Source organism: Pseudomonas sp. LBUM1651 (assembly GCF_059716135.1).
On sequence record NZ_CP166805.1, the window covers coordinates 1 to 16995 of the forward strand.

Annotated in this window: 15 protein-coding genes; 7 read left to right on the top strand and 8 right to left on the bottom strand. The window is 59.4% G+C overall.

Annotated features, from left to right (window positions below):
- The 4 genes from dnaA to gyrB are packed head-to-tail and all read left to right on the top strand — an operon-like array spanning position 1 to position 6211.
- A complete protein-coding gene (dnaA, locus tag ACA066_RS00005) occupies positions 1-1521 on the top strand; it encodes a chromosomal replication initiator protein DnaA (RefSeq protein ID WP_497697620.1) in 1521 nt (506 codons plus the stop codon).
- Positions 1522-1560: 39 nt separating this feature from the next.
- On the top strand, positions 1561-2664 hold the full coding sequence (gene dnaN / locus ACA066_RS00010; protein WP_017341709.1) for a DNA polymerase III subunit beta: 1104 nt from the start codon (positions 1561-1563) through the stop codon (positions 2662-2664).
- Between the two features lie 20 nt (positions 2665-2684).
- Entirely contained in the window at positions 2685-3788 is a 1104-nt protein-coding gene (gene recF / locus ACA066_RS00015) for a DNA replication/repair protein RecF (protein ID WP_007969883.1), read from the top strand.
- A gap of 5 nt (positions 3789-3793) precedes the next feature.
- Positions 3794-6211 carry a DNA topoisomerase (ATP-hydrolyzing) subunit B gene (gyrB, locus tag ACA066_RS00020; protein ID WP_461952550.1) on the top strand — a complete coding sequence of 806 codons (2418 nt, stop codon included), beginning with the start codon at positions 3794-3796 and terminating at the stop codon, positions 6209-6211.
- A 267-nt stretch (positions 6212-6478) separates the two neighbouring features.
- Here gyrB and ACA066_RS00025 read toward each other — a convergent pair whose 3' ends face one another.
- The 4 genes from ACA066_RS00025 to glyQ form a co-directional block, all read right to left on the bottom strand.
- The gene (locus tag ACA066_RS00025; RefSeq protein WP_497697621.1) at positions 6479-7258 is read right to left on the bottom strand and encodes a lysophospholipid acyltransferase family protein; all 780 of its coding nucleotides are present in this window, start codon (positions 7256-7258) and stop codon (positions 6479-6481) included.
- A gap of 82 nt (positions 7259-7340) precedes the next feature.
- On the bottom strand, positions 7341-7874 hold the full coding sequence (gmhB, locus tag ACA066_RS00030; RefSeq protein ID WP_497697622.1) for a D-glycero-beta-D-manno-heptose 1,7-bisphosphate 7-phosphatase: 534 nt from the start codon (positions 7872-7874) through the stop codon (positions 7341-7343).
- Positions 7875-7885: 11 nt separating this feature from the next.
- A complete protein-coding gene (glyS, locus tag ACA066_RS00035) occupies positions 7886-9940 on the bottom strand; it encodes a glycine--tRNA ligase subunit beta (protein ID WP_497697623.1) in 2055 nt (684 codons plus the stop codon).
- Entirely contained in the window at positions 9937-10890 is a 954-nt protein-coding gene (gene glyQ / locus ACA066_RS00040; RefSeq protein WP_003213601.1) for a glycine--tRNA ligase subunit alpha, read from the bottom strand. Before glyQ ends, glyS begins: the two co-directional genes overlap by 4 nt.
- An 81-nt stretch (positions 10891-10971) precedes the next feature.
- On the opposite strand from glyQ, the gene tag reads away from it, so the two are divergent.
- From tag to ACA066_RS00055, 3 genes are all read left to right on the top strand, one after another.
- Positions 10972-11529 (top strand): DNA-3-methyladenine glycosylase I, encoded by a 558-nt coding sequence (tag, locus tag ACA066_RS00045; protein WP_497697624.1) that lies wholly within the window; start codon positions 10972-10974, stop codon positions 11527-11529.
- 40 nt (positions 11530-11569) lie between these two features.
- Entirely contained in the window at positions 11570-12457 is an 888-nt protein-coding gene (locus ACA066_RS00050) for a lysophospholipid acyltransferase (RefSeq protein ID WP_497697625.1), read from the top strand.
- 192 nt (positions 12458-12649) lie between these two features.
- Positions 12650-12889, top strand: coding sequence for a PilZ domain-containing protein (locus tag ACA066_RS00055; RefSeq protein ID WP_008027574.1), 240 nt, complete (start codon positions 12650-12652; stop codon positions 12887-12889).
- Here ACA066_RS00055 and ACA066_RS00060 read toward each other — a convergent pair whose 3' ends face one another.
- The 4 genes from ACA066_RS00060 to fmt form a co-directional block, all read right to left on the bottom strand.
- Positions 12890-13204, bottom strand: coding sequence for a tetratricopeptide repeat protein (locus ACA066_RS00060; RefSeq protein WP_497697626.1), 315 nt, complete (start codon positions 13202-13204; stop codon positions 12890-12892). It lies immediately after the preceding gene.
- Positions 13205-13323: 119 nt separating this feature from the next.
- Positions 13324-14697 (bottom strand): Trk system potassium transporter TrkA, encoded by a 1374-nt coding sequence (trkA, locus tag ACA066_RS00065; protein ID WP_008027578.1) that lies wholly within the window; start codon positions 14695-14697, stop codon positions 13324-13326.
- Positions 14698-14720: 23 nt separating this feature from the next.
- The gene (gene rsmB / locus ACA066_RS00070) at positions 14721-16031 is read right to left on the bottom strand and encodes a 16S rRNA (cytosine(967)-C(5))-methyltransferase RsmB (protein WP_497697627.1); all 1311 of its coding nucleotides are present in this window, start codon (positions 16029-16031) and stop codon (positions 14721-14723) included.
- On the bottom strand, positions 16028-16987 hold the full coding sequence (fmt, locus tag ACA066_RS00075) for a methionyl-tRNA formyltransferase (RefSeq protein WP_497697628.1): 960 nt from the start codon (positions 16985-16987) through the stop codon (positions 16028-16030). The genes rsmB and fmt overlap by 4 nt, the downstream gene beginning before the upstream one ends.
- Between the last annotated feature and the right edge of the window lie 8 nt (positions 16988-16995).

The following is a 16995-nucleotide window of genomic DNA, read 5'->3' on the forward strand; positions in this document are numbered from 1 at the left end:
GTGTCAGTGGAACTTTGGCAGCAGTGCGTGGAGCTTTTGCGCGATGAGCTGCCTGCCCAACAATTCAACACTTGGATCCGTCCACTACAGGTCGAAGCCGAAGGCGACGAGTTGCGTGTCTACGCGCCGAATCGTTTTGTTCTCGACTGGGTCAACGAAAAGTACCTGGGCCGCGTCCTTGAACTGCTTGATGAGCATGGCAACGGCATGGCGCCTGCGCTCTCCTTATTAATAGGCAGCAAACGCAGTTCGGCACCGCGTGCCGCTCCGAATGCGCCATTGGCTGCCGCCGCGTCCCAGGCACAGGCGGCGCAAGCGCCTGTCAGTGCTCCGGCACCTGCCCCGACGGCTACGTCGACCAAGCGTTCGACACAGAAAGTTGCCGAAGTCAGTGAAGAGCCATCGCGCGACAGTTTCGACCCGATGGCCGGTGCGAGTTCTCAACAGGCCCCGGTGCGTTCCGAGCAGCGCACGGTGCAGGTCGAAGGTGCGCTCAAGCACACCAGCTACCTGAACCGCACTTTCACCTTCGAGAATTTCGTCGAGGGCAAGTCCAACCAACTGGCCCGCGCAGCGGCCTGGCAGGTGGCGGACAATCCCAAGCACGGTTACAACCCACTCTTCCTTTATGGCGGCGTTGGCTTGGGTAAAACCCACTTGATGCACGCAGTGGGTAACCATCTATTAAAGAAGAACCCGAATGCCAAGGTCGTGTACCTGCATTCGGAGCGTTTTGTGGCCGACATGGTCAAGGCGCTGCAACTGAACGCAATCAACGAGTTCAAGCGCTTCTACCGTTCGGTGGATGCGTTGCTCATCGATGACATTCAGTTCTTTGCCCGCAAGGAACGTTCTCAGGAAGAGTTTTTCCACACCTTCAACGCCCTGCTCGAAGGTGGCCAGCAGGTCATTCTCACCAGTGACCGCTACCCTAAAGAAATCGAAGGTCTTGAAGAACGCCTGAAATCCCGCTTTGGCTGGGGCCTGACGGTTGCCGTCGAGCCGCCGGAGCTGGAAACCCGTGTAGCGATCCTGATGAAAAAGGCCGACCAGGCCAAAGTCGATCTGCCACACGATGCGGCGTTCTTTATTGCCCAGCGTATTCGTTCCAACGTCCGTGAGCTGGAAGGCGCGCTCAAGCGCGTGATCGCCCACTCGCACTTCATGGGCCGCGATATCACCATCGAGCTGATTCGCGAATCCTTGAAAGACCTGTTGGCATTGCAGGACAAACTGGTCTCTGTGGATAACATTCAGCGCACCGTCGCCGAGTACTACAAGATCAAGATTTCCGACCTGCTGTCCAAGCGTCGTTCGCGCTCGGTCGCTCGTCCGCGTCAGGTTGCCATGGCGTTGTCCAAAGAGTTGACTAACCACAGCCTGCCGGAAATCGGCGATGTGTTTGGCGGCCGCGACCATACGACCGTTTTGCACGCCTGCCGCAAGATCAACGAACTTAAGGAATCCGACGCGGACATCCGCGAGGACTACAAGAACCTGCTGCGTACACTGACCACTTGATGCATACCAGCGCAGCTTATTAAGGCAAGGGACTAGACCATGCATTTCACCATTCAACGCGAAGCCCTGTTGAAACCCCTGCAACTGGTCGCAGGCGTCGTCGAGCGCCGACAGACCTTGCCGGTGCTCTCCAACGTGCTGCTGGTTGTCGAAGGCCAGCAACTGTCGCTGACCGGTACCGACCTGGAAGTCGAGCTGGTCGGTCGTGTGCAACTCGAAGAGCCGGCGGACCCGGGGTCCATCACTGTGCCTGCGCGCAAGCTGATGGATATCTGCAAAAGCCTGCCGAACGATGCGCTGATCGACATCAAGGTCGACGAGCAGAAGCTGGTGGTGAAGGCTGGCCGTAGCCGCTTCACACTGTCGACCCTGCCAGCCAACGATTTCCCGACTGTGGAAGAAGGCCCGGGTTCGCTGACCTGCAGCCTGGAGCAAAGCAAGCTGCGTCGTTTGATCGAACGCACCAGCTTCGCCATGGCCCAGCAGGACGTGCGTTATTACCTCAATGGCATGCTGCTGGAAGTCTCGGCCGGTATCATCCGCGCCGTGGCTACCGACGGTCACCGTCTGGCCATGTGCTCGATGCAGGCTGACATCGGTCAGCCGGATCGCCACCAGGTCATTGTGCCGCGCAAGGGTATCCTTGAGCTGGCGCGTCTGCTGACTGAGCCGGACGGCATCGTCAGCATCGTCCTGGGTCAGCACCACATCCGCGCGACCACGGGCGAGTTCACCTTCACCTCGAAACTGGTCGACGGTAAATTCCCTGACTACGAGCGTGTGCTGCCGAAGGGCGGTGACAAGCTGGTACTCGGCGATCGCCAGGCGTTGCGTGAAGCATTCAGCCGTACCGCGATTCTGTCCAACGAGAAGTACCGCGGCATCCGTCTGCAACTGGCCAATGGTCAGCTGAAAATCCAGGCGAACAACCCGGAGCAGGAAGAAGCGGAAGAGGAAGTCGGCGTTGAATACAACGGCGGCAACCTGGAAATCGGTTTCAACGTGAGCTACTTGCTCGACGTGCTGGGCGTCATGACCACCGAGCAGGTCCGCCTGATCTTGTCCGACTCCAACAGCAGTGCGCTGGTGCAAGAATCGGACAACGACGACTCGGCCTACGTCGTCATGCCGATGCGTCTGTAATCATGCTCAGCAGAAGCTAGATGTCCTTAAGTCGCGTCTCGGTCACCGCGGTGCGCAATCTGCACCCGGTGACCTTCTCCCCCTCCCCCCGAATCAACATTCTTTACGGCGCCAACGGCAGCGGCAAAACCAGTGTTCTGGAAGCCATTCACCTGCTGGGGCTTGCCCGTTCGTTTCGGAGCACCCGCCTGCTGCCGGTCATTCAGTACGAACAATTAGCGTGCACGGTGTTTGGCCAGGTCGAATTGGCTGAGGGTGGGCATAGCGCATTGGGGATATCCCGGGACCGCCAGGGTGAGTTCCAGATTCGCATTGACGGTCAAAATGCCCGTAGCGCCGCGCAACTGGCTGAAATCCTGCCTCTGCAACTCATCAACCCTGACAGTTTCCGCTTACTGGAAGGTGCACCGAAGATACGTCGACAGTTTCTCGACTGGGGCGTGTTCCACGTGGAACCGCGATTCATGTCCACTTGGCAACGCTTGCAGAAGGCCCTGCGCCAGAGAAACTCTTGGCTGCGGCATGGTACACTTGACGCCGTTTCGCAAGCGGTTTGGGACAGGGAACTGTGCCAGGCCAGCGCTGAAATTGATGAATACCGCCGTGCCTATATCAAAGCCTTGAAACCAGTCTTTGAACAGACCTTGAGCGAACTGGTTGAGCTTGAAGGTTTGACGCTCAGCTATTACCGAGGCTGGGACAAAGACCGCGAATTGAGTGCAGTGCTCGCCGGGTCCCTTCAGCGGGATCAGCAAATGGGTCACACCCAGGCCGGACCACAACGCGCTGATTTGCGCCTCAGATTGGGCGCACATAACGCCGCGGACATCTTGTCCCGTGGTCAGCAGAAGTTGGTGGTCTGTGCATTGCGGATTGCCCAAGGGCACCTGGTCAGCCAGGCCCGGCGCGGCCAGTGTATTTATCTGGTGGATGACTTGCCGTCCGAGCTGGACGAGCACCACCGTCGCGCGCTTTGCCGCTTGCTGGAAGACTTACGCTGCCAGGTGTTCATCACCTGTGTAGATCACGAATTATTGAGGGAAGGCTGGCAGACGGAAACGCCAGTCGCTCTGTTCCACGTGGAACAGGGCCGTATCACCCAGACCCACGACCATCGGGAGTGAAGGCATTGAGCGAAGAAAATACGTACGACTCAACGAGCATTAAAGTGCTGAAAGGCCTGGATGCCGTACGCAAACGTCCCGGTATGTACATTGGTGACACCGACGATGGCAGCGGTCTGCACCACATGGTGTTCGAGGTGGTCGATAACTCGATCGACGAAGCTTTGGCCGGCCATTGCGACGACATCAGCATCATCATCCACCCGGACGAATCCATCACCGTTCGCGACAACGGTCGTGGTATCCCGGTAGACGTGCACAAAGAAGAAGGCGTCTCGGCAGCCGAGGTCATCATGACCGTGCTGCACGCCGGCGGTAAGTTCGACGACAACTCCTACAAAGTTTCCGGCGGTCTGCACGGTGTAGGTGTCTCGGTTGTTAACGCACTGTCCAAAGAGCTGATTCTGACCGTTCGCCGCAGTGGCAAGATCTGGGAACAGACTTACGTCCATGGTGTTCCGCAAGAGCCAATGAAGATCGTTGGCGAGAGCGAAACCACAGGTACCCAGATTCACTTCAAGCCATCGGCTGAGACGTTCAAGAACATCCACTTCAGTTGGGACATCCTGGCCAAGCGGATTCGTGAACTGTCCTTCCTCAACTCCGGTGTCGGCATCGTCCTCAAGGATGAGCGCAGCGGCAAGGAAGAGCTGTTCAAGTACGAAGGTGGCCTGCGTGCGTTCGTTGAATACCTGAACACCAACAAGACTCCGGTCAACCAGGTATTCCACTTCAACATCCAGCGTGAAGACGGCATCGGCGTGGAAATCGCCCTGCAGTGGAACGACAGCTTCAACGAGAACCTGTTGTGCTTCACCAACAACATTCCGCAGCGCGACGGCGGTACTCACCTGGTGGGTTTCCGTTCTGCACTGACGCGTAACCTGAACACCTACATCGAAGCTGAAGGTCTGGCGAAGAAGCATAAAGTTGCCACCACTGGTGACGATGCGCGTGAAGGCCTGACCGCGATTATTTCGGTAAAAGTGCCGGATCCGAAGTTCAGCTCCCAGACCAAAGACAAGCTGGTTTCTTCCGAAGTGAAGACCGCGGTCGAACAGGAAATGGGCAAGTACTTCTCCGACTTCCTGCTGGAAAACCCGAACGAAGCCAAACTGGTCGTCGGCAAGATGATCGACGCGGCACGTGCGCGTGAAGCGGCGCGTAAAGCCCGTGAGATGACCCGCCGCAAAGGCGCGCTGGACATCGCTGGCCTGCCGGGCAAACTGGCTGACTGCCAGGAAAAGGACCCTGCCCTTTCCGAACTGTACCTCGTGGAAGGTGACTCTGCTGGCGGTTCCGCCAAGCAGGGACGTAACCGCCGGACGCAAGCCATCCTGCCGCTGAAAGGCAAGATCCTGAACGTCGAGAAGGCGCGCTTCGACAAGATGATCTCTTCGCAAGAAGTGGGCACCTTGATCACCGCGCTGGGCTGCGGCATCGGTCGCGACGAATACAACATCGACAAGCTGCGTTATCACAACATCATCATCATGACCGATGCTGACGTCGACGGTTCGCACATCCGTACCCTGTTGCTGACGTTCTTCTTCCGTCAGTTGCCGGAGCTGATCGAGCGTGGCTACATCTATATCGCTCAGCCACCGCTGTACAAGGTCAAGAAAGGCAAGCAAGAGCAATACATCAAAGACGACGACGCCATGGAAGAGTACATGACGCAGTCGGCCCTGGAAGACGCGAGCCTGCACCTGAACGAGGAAGCTCCGGGTATCTCCGGTGAAGCCCTTGAGCGCCTGGTGAACGACTTCCGTCTGGTAATGAAGACCCTCAAGCGTCTGTCGCGCCTGTACCCACAGGAACTGACCGAACACTTCATCTACCTGCCAGCGGTGAGCATGGAGCAACTGTCCGATCACGCAGCGATGCAGGATTGGCTGGCCCAGTATGAAGTTCGCCTGCGCACCGTCGAGAAGTCGGGTCTGGTCTACAAGGCCAGCCTGCGTGAAGACCGTGAACGTAACGTCTGGCTGCCAGAGGTCGAACTGATCTCCCACGGCCTGTCGAACTACGTCACGTTCAACCGCGACTTCTTCGGTAGCAACGATTACAAGACCGTTGTGTCCCTGGGCGCTCAGCTGAGCAGCTTGCTGGACGACGGCGCGTACATCCAGCGTGGCGAGCGCAAGAAGCCGGTCACCGAGTTCAAGGAAGCCCTTGAATGGCTGATGACTGAAAGCACCAAGCGTCACACCATCCAGCGATACAAAGGTCTGGGTGAGATGAACCCGGATCAGCTGTGGGAAACCACCATGGACCCAAGTCAGCGCCGGATGCTCAAAGTGACCATCGAAGACGCCATTGGCGCGGACCAGATCTTCAACACCCTGATGGGTGATGCGGTCGAGCCTCGTCGTGACTTCATCGAAAGTAATGCCTTGGCGGTCTCTAACCTGGACTTCTGATCCAGCAGCGGACCTGCCAAACGGAAAAGGCCAACGCTCAGCGTTGGCCTTTTTTTCATCTCAAAAAAATGATCGCAGAAACAAAAAACAGCGCAAATCGCAGGCATAAAAAAGCCGGCTATATCAGCCGGTCTTTTTGCGCCCGAAAAAAACTTATGCACCATTTCCCGAGTTTTATGAGTTTAAGAAATATGTATATAAATCATAAAGATACGATCATAAAACGTTAGTTTTCGATAAAACGGTACACAGGTTATCCACAGAATCTCAGACAGTCACTTGATCGCTGGCAGAGGGGGCTGCAGGAGCCGCTGGCAACGAACCCATTTCCCGTTGCATCTGCTCATTCCAGCTCTGCACCCGGTCATTCAGATCGGCGATGGCGCGCGGCCCACTGCCTGCAGCGTACATCGGCTCACCAATGATCACGGTGATGACGCCCTGCTTCTTCGCCCAACCGGTTTTCGGCCAGAACTTGCCGGCATTGTGCGCAATCGGCAGCACCGGAAGCGCAGCGTTCACCGCTAATGCGGTACCACCCCGAGAGAACTTGCCAATGGTGCCGTAAGGAACTCGCGTCCCTTCAGGAAAGATCAGCACCCAGACGCCATCCTTCAGCAGTTCATCGCCCTTTTTGGCCACATGTTTAAGCGCGGCTTTCGGGTTGTCGCGGTCGATTGCGATCGGTCGCAACATGGCCATGGCCCAACCGAAGAACGGCACAAACAGCAAAGAGCGCTTCAGTACCTGGCTCAGCGGCTCGAAGTAGGCCGAGAGGAAGAACGTCTCCCAGGTGCTCTGGTGGTTCGACTGAATCACGCAGGGCTGGTCAGGCACGTTCTCGGCGCCCTTCACTTCATAGCTGATGCCCAGAAAGACTTTGCTCAGCCACAAGGCGCAGCGGCACCAGTACACGTTGATAAAACGATAGCGCGCCTTGAACGGCAAAAAGGGCGCGATAAAAAAGCTCAGGCTGCACCAGAGCAAGGAGCTGGTGCCCAGCAGCAGGTAAAAGAGGAAGGTTCTGATGGCCTGCAGTATCGACATGGCGACGTTTACCGTGCGGGCTCTGCCCGTCTATATAAAGCGCACTCCCGATCAATCCTTTGACAGGAATTTCAGAAGCACTCTAATTGTGGATAAGTTCTGCGGCAATCGCCGCGAGATCGTCAAATATCAAGGTGCCTACCGGTAGGGTCTTGCCCAACGTCTTTACGCCTTTCCCGGTCTTTACCAAAACTGGCTGAGAATCGACGGCTTTGGCGGCTTCCAGGTCACCGAGGCTGTCGCCAACGAACCAAAGATCAGTCAGCGATACGTTGTAATGCGCGGCGATGGTTTTCAACATCCCGGGTTTTGGCTTGCGGCAATCGCAACCTTCGTCCGGCCCGTGCGGGCAATAGACGATCAGGCCGACCTCACCGCCCTGCTCCGCCACCAACGAACGCAAGCGCTCGTGCATGGCGTCCAGGGTGGCGATGTCGTAATAGCCGCGAGCGATGCCCGACTGGTTGGTAGCGACCGCTACCGTCCAGCCGGCCTTGCTCAACTGCGCGATGGCTTCGATCGAACCGGGGAGCGGTATCCACTCCTCCACCGACTTGATGTAAGCGTCGGAGTCGTAATTGATCACCCCGTCCCGATCGAGAATCAGCAGTTTCAAACAGCAGCCCCTCAGCCCAGCAGCGAAATGTCGGCGACGCCGAGGAACAGCCCACGAAGACGTGCCAGCAACGCATAACGGTTGGCACGCACATTGGCGTCATCCGCGTTGACCATCACGGCTTCGAAGAACGCATCCACCGGCTCGCGCAAGGCCGCCAGGCGCGCCAGAGATTCGCTGTACTGACGCGCAGCGGCCATTGGCTGAACCGCCTGGTCCGCCTGCTGAATCGCCGAGTACAGGGAGAACTCGTTGGCGTTGTCGAAATACTTGGCTTCAACGACCGATGGAACAGAGCCTTCAACCTTGCTCAGCAAGTTCGAAACGCGCTTGTTCACCGCGGCGAGGGCGGCGGCTTCCGGCAATTTGCGGAAAGCTTCTACCGCTTGTACGCGCTGATCAAAGTCCAGCGCCGAACCCGGCTTCAGTGCCCGTACCGACAGATAAGTCCCGACATCGACGCCTTCGTCTTCGTAACGAGCACGCAGACGGTCGAATACGAATTCGAGTACCGAGTCGGCCAGGCCAGCAGCCTTGACCTTGGCACCGAACGCATTCACAGCGAACGCCACGGCATCGTTCAGATCAAGGTCGAGCTTCTTGTCGATCAGGATGCGCAACACGCCCAGCGCTGCGCGACGCAGGGCATACGGGTCTTTGCTGCCGGTCGGCAGCATGCCGATGCCGAAGATGCCGACCAGCGTGTCGAGTTTGTCGGCGATGGCCACGGCCGCACCGGTCAGGGTGGTCGGCAGTTCAGCGCCGGCACCGCGCGGCATGTACTGCTCGTTCAGCGCCAGCGCGACTTCTTCCGGCTCACCATCGTTGAGGGCGTAGTAGTAACCGGCGACGCCTTGCATCTCCGGGAACTCGCCGACCATCTCGGTCGCCAGGTCGCACTTGGACAGCAGGCCGGCGCGGGAGGCCCAGGCTGCGTTGCCGCCAATGCGTTGCGCGATGAACGCAGCGAGTTTGGAAACACGCTCGGCCTTGTCGTAGACGCTGCCGAGTTTTTCCTGGAACACCACGTTCTGCAGACGCAGGTTGAAGTCTTCGAGTTTCTGCTTCTTGTCTTGCTTGAAGAAGAACTCGGCGTCGGTCAGGCGTGGGCGAACGACTTTCTCGTTACCGGCGATGATCTGCTGCGGGTCTTTGCTTTCGATGTTGGCCACGGTAATGAAACGTGGCAGCAACTTGCCGTCGGCATCCAGCAGGCAGAAATACTTCTGGTTGTCCTGCATGGTAGTGATCAGCGCTTCTTGCGGCACGTCGAGGAAACGTTCTTCGAACGAGCACACCAGCGGCACAGGCCATTCAACCAGCGCGGTCACTTCGTCGAGCAGGGCTGGCGGAACGATTGCCGTGCCTTCCTGCATCGTTGCCAGCTCTTCGGTGCGCTTGCTGATAATTGCGCGACGCTCGTTGGCGTCGGCCAGAACGTAAGCGGCACGCAAGTCGGTCAGGTAGTTGGCCGGCGAGGTGATGCGCACGCTTTCCGGGTGATGGAAGCGGTGACCACGGGAATCGCGACCGGCCTTCTGGGCGAGGATCGTGCAATCGATGACCTGGTCACCGAGCAGCATCACCAGCCATTGGGTCGGACGAACGAATTCTTCCTTGCGAGCGCCCCAGCGCATGCGCTTCGGGATCGGCAGGTCGTTCAGGGAGTCTTCGACGATGGTCGGCAGCAGGCTCGCGGTCGGCTTGCCGGCGATGCTTTGGCTGTAACGCAGTTTCGGCCCGCTCTGATCGATTTCGCTCAGCTCTACACCGCACTTCTTGGCGAAACCCAATGCCGCTTGAGTCGGGTTGCCTTCGGCATCGAACGCGGCCTGACGTGGCGGGCCATCGAGGTTGATGCTGCGATCCGGTTGCTGGGTGGACAGTGCGGTAATCAGCACCGCCAGACGACGTGGCGCGGCGTAGACGGTTTTGGTCTCGTAGTTCAGGCCAGCGGCTTGCAGGCCCTTGTCGATACCGGCCAGGAAGGCCTCGGCCAGGGTGTTAAGGGCTTTGGGTGGCAGTTCTTCGGTGCCCAGTTCAACCAGAAAATCTTGAGCACTCATTGTGCAGCCTCCAGCTTGGCCAGTACTTCATCACGCAGGTCCGGGGTCGCCATCGGGAAGCCCAGCTTGGCGCGAGCCAGCAGATAGGCTTGCGCAACGGAACGCGCCAGGGTGCGCACACGCAGAATGTATTGCTGACGCGCGGTCACCGAAATTGCCCGGCGCGCATCCAGCAGGTTGAAGGTGTGGGACGCCTTCAACACCATTTCGTAGCTCGGCAATGGCAGCGGCTGGTCGAGTTCGATCAGGCGCTTGGCTTCGCTTTCATAGAAATCGAACAGTTCGAACAGCTTCTCGACGTTGGCGTGTTCGAAGTTGTAGGTCGACTGCTCCACTTCGTTCTGGTGGAACACGTCGCCGTAGGTCACTTTGCCGAACGGACCGTCAGCCCAGACCAGGTCGTAGACCGAGTCCACGCCCTGCAGGTACATGGCCAGACGCTCGAGACCGTAAGTGATCTCGCCGGTCACCGGGTAGCACTCGATGCCGCCCGCTTGCTGGAAGTAAGTGAACTGCGTCACCTCCATGCCATTCAACCAGACTTCCCAGCCCAGACCCCAGGCGCCCAGTGTCGGCGATTCCCAGTTGTCTTCGACGAAGCGAATGTCGTGGACCAACGGGTCCAGGCCGACATGCTTGAGAGACCCCAGGTACAGTTCCTGGAAGTTGTCCGGGTTCGGCTTCAGGACTACCTGGAACTGGTAGTAATGCTGCAGGCGGTTCGGGTTTTCGCCGTAGCGGCCGTCAGTCGGGCGACGACTGGGCTGCACATAAGCGGCGTTCCAGGTTTCCGGGCCGATGGCGCGCAGAAACGTGGCAGTGTGGAAAGTCCCGGCGCCTACTTCCATATCGTAGGGCTGAAGTACCACGCAACCTTGCTCGGCCCAGTATTGCTGGAGGGCGAGGATCAAGTCTTGGAAGGTACGCACGGCTGGCGTAGGCTGGCTCACGAAATTCACCTGTTTCTTGGGCTGCGATTTAAAGAGCGGGAGTATACCCGATTCGTTGCTGCGCACGCCCCCTGGAGCCTTATGCCACGCTGCTTTTGGTGTTCCGAAGATCCGCTGTACATGGCTTATCACGACCAGGAGTGGGGCACGCCGCTACGCGATGCGCAGGGATTGTTCGAGTTGCTTTTGCTCGAAGGGTTCCAGGCCGGCCTCTCCTGGATCACGGTGTTGCGTAAACGTGAGCGATATCGCGAGGTGTTGTTCGGCTTCGACGTACAGCGCGTGGCGCAGATGAGTGACGCCGAAATCGATGAATTGATGCTCGATCCCGGCATCATTCGCAATCGCCTAAAACTCAACGCGGCCAGGCGCAATGCCCAAGCCTGGCTGGCGCTCGAGGACCCGGTGAAGTTTCTCTGGTCCTTCGTGGGTGGCCAGCCGGTTATCAATCATTTCAAGGATCGCACCGAAGTGCCGGCGGTCACGCCGGTCGCTGTGGAGATGAGCAAAGGCCTGAAAAAAGCCGGCTTCACCTTCGTCGGCCCGACCATTTGCTACGCGTTGATGCAGGCTTCGGGGATGGTCATGGACCACACCCGGGATTGTGATCGCTACGCGGCCCTTGCAAACGGCGGTTAGAATAGCCGCCTCGCGCACAGCACAAGATCAGGAGTGACCTGTGGATAAGTTTAAAGGCGCCTTGCTGGTAGGCGCTCTGCGGCTGTTTGCCCTGCTTCCTTGGCGAGCAGTGCAGGCGGTTGGCTCCGCCATTGGCTGGGTGATGTGGAAAACCCCTAACCGTTCCCGCGACGTGGTGCGGATCAATCTGGCCAAGTGCTTTCCCGAGATGGGCCCTGCCGAGCGCGAGCGTCTGGTCGGCCAGAGCCTGAGAGACATCGGCAAGTCGCTGACCGAAAGTGCGTGCGCGTGGATCTGGCCGGCGCAGCGTTCCATTGATCTGGTCCGCGAAGTCGAAGGGCTCGACGTATTAAAAGACGCCCTCGCCTCCGGTAAAGGTGTCGTCGGCATCACCAGCCACCTGGGCAACTGGGAAGTGTTGAACCACTTCTATTGCAGCCAGTGCAAACCGATCATTTTCTATCGTCCGCCGAAGTTGAAGGCGGTGGATGAATTGCTGCGCAAACAACGCGTGCAATTGGGCAACAAAGTGGCGGCGTCGACCAAGGAAGGCATCCTCAGCGTCATCAAGGAAGTGCGCAAAGGTGGTGCAGTGGGCATTCCCGCTGACCCGGAACCGGCCGAATCCGCCGGGATCTTCGTGCCATTCTTCGCCACTCAGGCGCTGACCAGCAAGTTCGTACCGAACATGCTCGCCGGCGGCAAAGCGGTCGGCGTGTTCCTGCACGCCCTGCGCCTGCCGGACGGCTCGGGCTACAAAGTGATCCTCGAAGCCGCGCCGGAGGCCATGTACAGCACCGATACCGAGACGTCCTGCGCGGCCATGAGCAAAGTGGTCGAGCGCTATGTGCGGGCTTATCCGAGCCAGTACATGTGGAGCATGAAACGTTTCAAGAAGCGGCCACCGGGTGAAGAACGCTGGTACTGAGTGGATTGGCACGATCTGTGGATAATCTGAACCTGTAGGAGCGAGCGGTGCGGCGATCCGACTTGCCCGCGAAGGCGATATAGCGTCCAACATAGATGCTGAATGTAATGTCCTCTTCGCGGGCAAGTCGGATCGCCGCACCGCTCGCTCAGGTTCGGGTTATCCACAACTGTTCAGAAAAGGGCGCAGAAGATGTCCGAACACCGCAAATCGTTTCGCATCAAGATCAGTCATGAAAGCTTTGGCGAATGCCTCGGCCAGACCCGCAACCTCTCGACCACGGGTGTCTACGTCAAGCATCCGGGTTTGTCGGCGTTGCCAAAGGGCGCGGTGGTCTATGGTCAGGTGCAGGATTTACCCACAGGCGCGCCGCGGGTGCGCATGGAAGTGGTGCTGGTGGATGCCGACGGTATTGGCCTGCGCTATCTCTAGTCAGGGCGCCTGACGCTCAAGCTTTTTCAGAAACACCGTCATTTCTTTCTCTGCCTGCTTGTCGCCATGAGCACGGGCGGCTTCCAGACCCTGTTCCCACGCCTGACGCGCGGCCGGATAGTTCGCCAGCGCCAGGTGCGCCTTGCCCAACAGCTTCCACGCCGCTGAATACTTCGGATCGAATTCGACGCAACGCTGGAAATGTTCGGCGGCTTTGGCGTTTTCCCCAAGATCCAGGTAGCCCTTGCCAAGGCCGAAGCGCAGCAATGAGTTATCCACACCCTTGGCGAGCATTTTTTCCAGGGATTCGATCATTGGTGACACCTTGGGTTATTGGGTGAAGTTCGAAATCGCCTTCGCGGGCAAGCCTCGCTCCTACAGATAATGCGCCAATCCCTGTAGGAGCGAGGCTTGCCCGCGAAGAGGCCTTCGGATCAGAAGAAGCTGAGTCCCACATGAAACAGCTTCTCCACATCGCGAATATGCTTTTTATCCACAAGGAACAGAATCACATGGTCACCCGCCGCGATCACCGTGTCATCGTGGGCAATGATCACTTCCTCATCACGAATAATCGCCCCAATCGTGGTGCCCGGCGGCAAACCGATATTCTCGATGGCCTTGCCAATCACCTTGCTCGACTTCGCATCACCATGGGCAATCGCCTCGATGGCCTCCGCCGCGCCACGGCGCAGTGAGTGCACGCTGACGATATCGCCCCGCCGCACGTGGGCGAGCAAGGTGCCGATGGTCGCCAGTTGCGGGCTGATGGCGATGTCGATGTCGCCGCCCTGGATGAGATCGACGTAGGCCGGGTTGTTGATGATGGTCATCACCTTCTTCGCACCCAGTCGCTTGGCCAGCAGCGACGACATGATGTTGGCTTCGTCATCGTTGGTCAGGGCCAGGAAGATGTCGGCGTCGGCGATGTTCTCTTCCATCAGCAAGTCGCGGTCGGAGGCACTGCCCTGCAGGACCACGGTGCTGTCGAGGGTGTCCGAGAGATGGCGGCAGCGAGCCGGATTCATCTCGATGATTTTCACCTGATAGCGGCTTTCGATGGCCTCGGCCAGACGCTCGCCGATCTGCCCGCCACCGGCGATGACGATGCGCTTGTAGCTCTCGTCGAGGCGGCGCATTTCGCTCATCACTGCGCGAATATTCGCCTTGGCGGCGATGAAAAACACTTCGTCGTCGGCCTCGATCACCGTGTCGCCCTGGGGCAGGATCGGCCGGTCACGTCGGAAAATCGCCGCAACGCGGGTTTCGACGTTCGGCATGTGCTCGCGCAACTGACGTAGTTGCTGACCCACCAGCGGTCCGCCGTAGTACGCCTTGACCGCCACCAGTTGCGCTTTGCCTTCGGCGAAGTCGATCACCTGCAAGGCACCCGGATGCTGGATCAGGCGCTTGATGTAGTTGGTGACCACTTGTTCCGGGCTGATCAGCACATCCACCGGAATCGCTTCGTTATCGAACAGCTCGGAGCGCGTCAGGTACGCCGCTTCGCGGACTCGGGCGATTTTTGTCGGTGTGTGGAACAGGGTATGAGCAACCTGACAGGCCACCATGTTGGTTTCGTCACTGTTGGTCACCGCCACCAGCATGTCGGCATCGTCCGCGCCGGCCTGACGCAGCACCGTTGGCAGCGAGCCTCGGCCCTGCACGGTGCGGATGTCCAGCCGATCGCCGAGGTCGCGCAGGCGTTCGCCGTCGGTGTCGACCACGGTGATGTCGTTGGCCTCGCTGGCCAAGTGTTCCGCCAGCGAACCGCCGACCTGCCCTGCGCCGAGGATGATGATTTTCATCCAGTCACTCCCTTGAAATCCGGTTAACCGCGCGCGGCGGCGATCTTGATCAGCTTGGCGTAGTAGAACCCGTCATGGCCGCCTTCCTGGGCCAGCAACTGGCGACCGTGGGGCTGCTTGACGCCCGCCGTGGTGGCGAGGTCCAGCTCACGGGCGCCCGGCGTGCGAGCGAGGAAGGCTTCGATGACTTCGGTGTTCTCGGTCGGTAGCGTCGAGCAGGTGGCGTAAAGCAGGATGCCGCCGACCTCCAAAGTTATCCACATGGCATCGAGCAGTTCGCCCTGGAGTACCGCGAGAGCGGCGATGTCATCCGGTTGGCGAGTCAGCTTGATGTCCGGGTGACGTCGGATCACGCCGGTGGCCGAGCAGGGTGCATCGAGGAGGATGCGCTGGAACGGTTTGCCGTCCCACCAGGTCGCAGTGTCGCGACCGTCGGCGGCGATCAGTTCAGCGCTCAGGCCCAGGCGAGCGAGGTTTTCTCGCACACGCACCAGACGTTTGGCTTCCAGGTCTACGGCGACGACGCCGGCCAATGCAGGTTCGGCTTCAAGGATGTGGCACGTCTTGCCGCCCGGTGCGCAGCAGGCGTCGAGCACCCGTTGACCCGGCGCCAGATCCAGCAGGTCGGCGGCCAGTTGCGCCGCTTCGTCCTGCACGCTGATCCAGCCTTCAGCGAAACCCGGCAAGCTGCGCACGTCGGCGGCGGCGTCGAGAATGATGCCGTCCTGGCTGTAGACACACGGTGTGGCGGCGATGCCCGCTTCGGTCAGCAGCCCCAAGTAGGCATCGCGAGTGTGATGGCGACGGTTGACCCGCAGAATCATCGGCGGATGCGCGTTGTTCGCCGCGCAAATGGCTTCCCACTGCTGCGGCCAGAACGCCTTCAGGGATTTTTGCAGCCAGCGCGGGTGCGCCGTGCGCACCACCGGGTCATGTTCCAACTCGGCCAGCAGCGCTTCGCTTTCACGTTGGGCGCGGCGCAACACGGCGTTGAGCAACGCCTTGGCCCACGGCTTTTTCAGCTTGTCGGCGCAACCCACGGTTTCACCGATGGCGGCGTGGGCCGGGACGCGGGTGTAAAGCAGTTGGTAGAGGCCGACCAGCAACAGCGCCTCGACATCGGCGTCGGCAGCCTTGAAGGGTTTCTGCAACAACTTCGCTGCCAGTGCCGACAAACGCGGTTGCCAGCGAGCGGTGCCGAACGCCAGGTCCTGGGTGAAGCCGCGATCGCGGTCTTCAACCTTGTCCATTTGTGTCGGCAGCGAACTGTTGAGCGAGGCTTTTCCGTTGAGAACTGCAGCAAGTGCCTTGGCGGCGGCCAGACGTGGATTCATTGAGCGTCCGCCGTTTGACCGAGGACGGTGCCGACGGCGAATTTCTCACGACGGCTGTTGAACAAATCGCTGAAGTTCAGCGCCTTGCCGCCGGGCAATTGCAGACGCGTCAGGCAAAGGGCCTGCTCACCGCACGCAACGATCAAACCGTCCTTGCTGGCGCTGAGGATTTCCCCCGGCGCGCCTTGCCCTTCAGCGAGGCTTGCGGCCAGCACTTTCAGCGCTTCGCCGTTCAAAGTGCTATGGGTGATCGGCCAAGGATTGAAGGCACGAACCAGACGCTCCAGCTCAACCGCCGGGCGAGTCCAGTCGATGCGTGCTTCGTCCTTGTTCAGTTTGTGTGCGTAAGTGGCGAGGGTGTCATCCTGCACTTCGCCATCCAGCGTGCCTGCGGCGAGGCCGGCGATGGCTTGAATCACCGCCGGTGGGCCGATTTCCGCCAGACGGTCATGAAGGCTGCCGCCGGTGTCTTCAGCGCTGATCGGCGTGGTGACTTTCAGCAGCATCGGCCCGGTGTCGAGGCCCAGTTCCATGCGCATGACGGTGACACCGCTTTCGCTGTCGCCGGCTTCGACGGCACGCTGGATCGGCGCCGCCCCGCGCCAGCGTGGCAGCAACGACGCGTGGCTGTTGATGCAACCCAGGCGCGGGATATTCAGCACCACTTGCGGCAGGATCAGGCCATAGGCGACTACCACCAGCAAATCCGGCTTCAGCGCGGCCAGTTTAGCCTGAGCGTCTTCGTTGCGCAGGGTCGGCGGTTGCAGTACCGGGATGTTGTTTTCCAGTGCCAACTGCTTGACCGGGCTCGGCATCAACTTTTGCCCACGGCCCGCCGGACGGTCCGGTTGGGTGTAGACCGCGACGATCTCGTAAGGGCTGTCGAGCAGGGCCTTGAGGTGTTCGGCGGCGAATTCCGGGGTGCCGGCAAAGACGATGCGCAGTGGCTCAGTCATGGGAGCAA

Bases quoted from the DNA above. Each gene is read 5' to 3' on its own strand.
- trkA (WP_008027578.1), bottom strand. From the start codon at position 14,697: ATGAAAATCATCATCCTCGGCGCAGGGCAGGTCGGCGGTTCGCTGGCG.
- ACA066_RS00060 (WP_497697626.1), bottom strand. From the start codon at position 13,204: ATGATCGAATCCCTGGAAAAAATGCTCGCCAAGGGTGTGGATAACTCA.
- dnaN (WP_017341709.1), top strand. From the start codon at position 1,561: ATGCATTTCACCATTCAACGCGAAGCCCTGTTGAAACCCCTGCAACTG.
- fmt (WP_497697628.1), bottom strand. From the start codon at position 16,987: ATGACTGAGCCACTGCGCATCGTCTTTGCCGGCACCCCGGAATTCGCC.
- ACA066_RS00025 (WP_497697621.1), bottom strand. From the start codon at position 7,258: ATGTCGATACTGCAGGCCATCAGAACCTTCCTCTTTTACCTGCTGCTG.
- recF (WP_007969883.1), top strand. From the start codon at position 2,685: ATGTCCTTAAGTCGCGTCTCGGTCACCGCGGTGCGCAATCTGCACCCG.
- glyS (WP_497697623.1), bottom strand. From the start codon at position 9,940: ATGAGTGCTCAAGATTTTCTGGTTGAACTGGGCACCGAAGAACTGCCA.
- rsmB (WP_497697627.1), bottom strand. From the start codon at position 16,031: ATGAATCCACGTCTGGCCGCCGCCAAGGCACTTGCTGCAGTTCTCAAC.
- tag (WP_497697624.1), top strand. From the start codon at position 10,972: ATGCCACGCTGCTTTTGGTGTTCCGAAGATCCGCTGTACATGGCTTAT.
- ACA066_RS00055 (WP_008027574.1), top strand. From the start codon at position 12,650: ATGTCCGAACACCGCAAATCGTTTCGCATCAAGATCAGTCATGAAAGC.